A 255-nucleotide genomic window follows, 5' to 3' on the forward strand; every position below is an offset into this window, starting at 1 on the left:
GATGACCTGCACATTGCTGAGATCGGCGAGAACCGTGTAGTTCAGGTTGATCTGTTTGATCGTCCCCATCTCGCCCGCGATCACGACGAAATCGCCGATCTTGATCGGGCGGAACAGGATCAGCATGACGCCCGCGGCCACGTTCGACAGGGTGCCTTGCAGGGCCAGACCAATCGCCAGACCCGCCGCACCGATGACTGCCACGACCGAGGTCGTTTTGACCCCGAAGGTATTGAGGACAAAGAGAACGGTGAA

The 255-nt window shown here is 58.8% G+C and carries 1 protein-coding gene; it reads right to left on the reverse strand.

Going from position 1 to position 255, the window contains the following annotated elements; all coding sequences use genetic code 11:
• Positions 1-255: mechanosensitive ion channel domain-containing protein (locus tag FCK22_RS18180; protein ID WP_136720767.1), on the reverse strand; the 255-nt coding region annotated here is incomplete at both ends.

It is taken from the genome of Sulfitobacter sp. 15WGC (assembly GCF_005068605.1).
Classification (GTDB): Bacteria; Pseudomonadota; Alphaproteobacteria; order Rhodobacterales; family Rhodobacteraceae; genus Sulfitobacter; species Sulfitobacter faviae.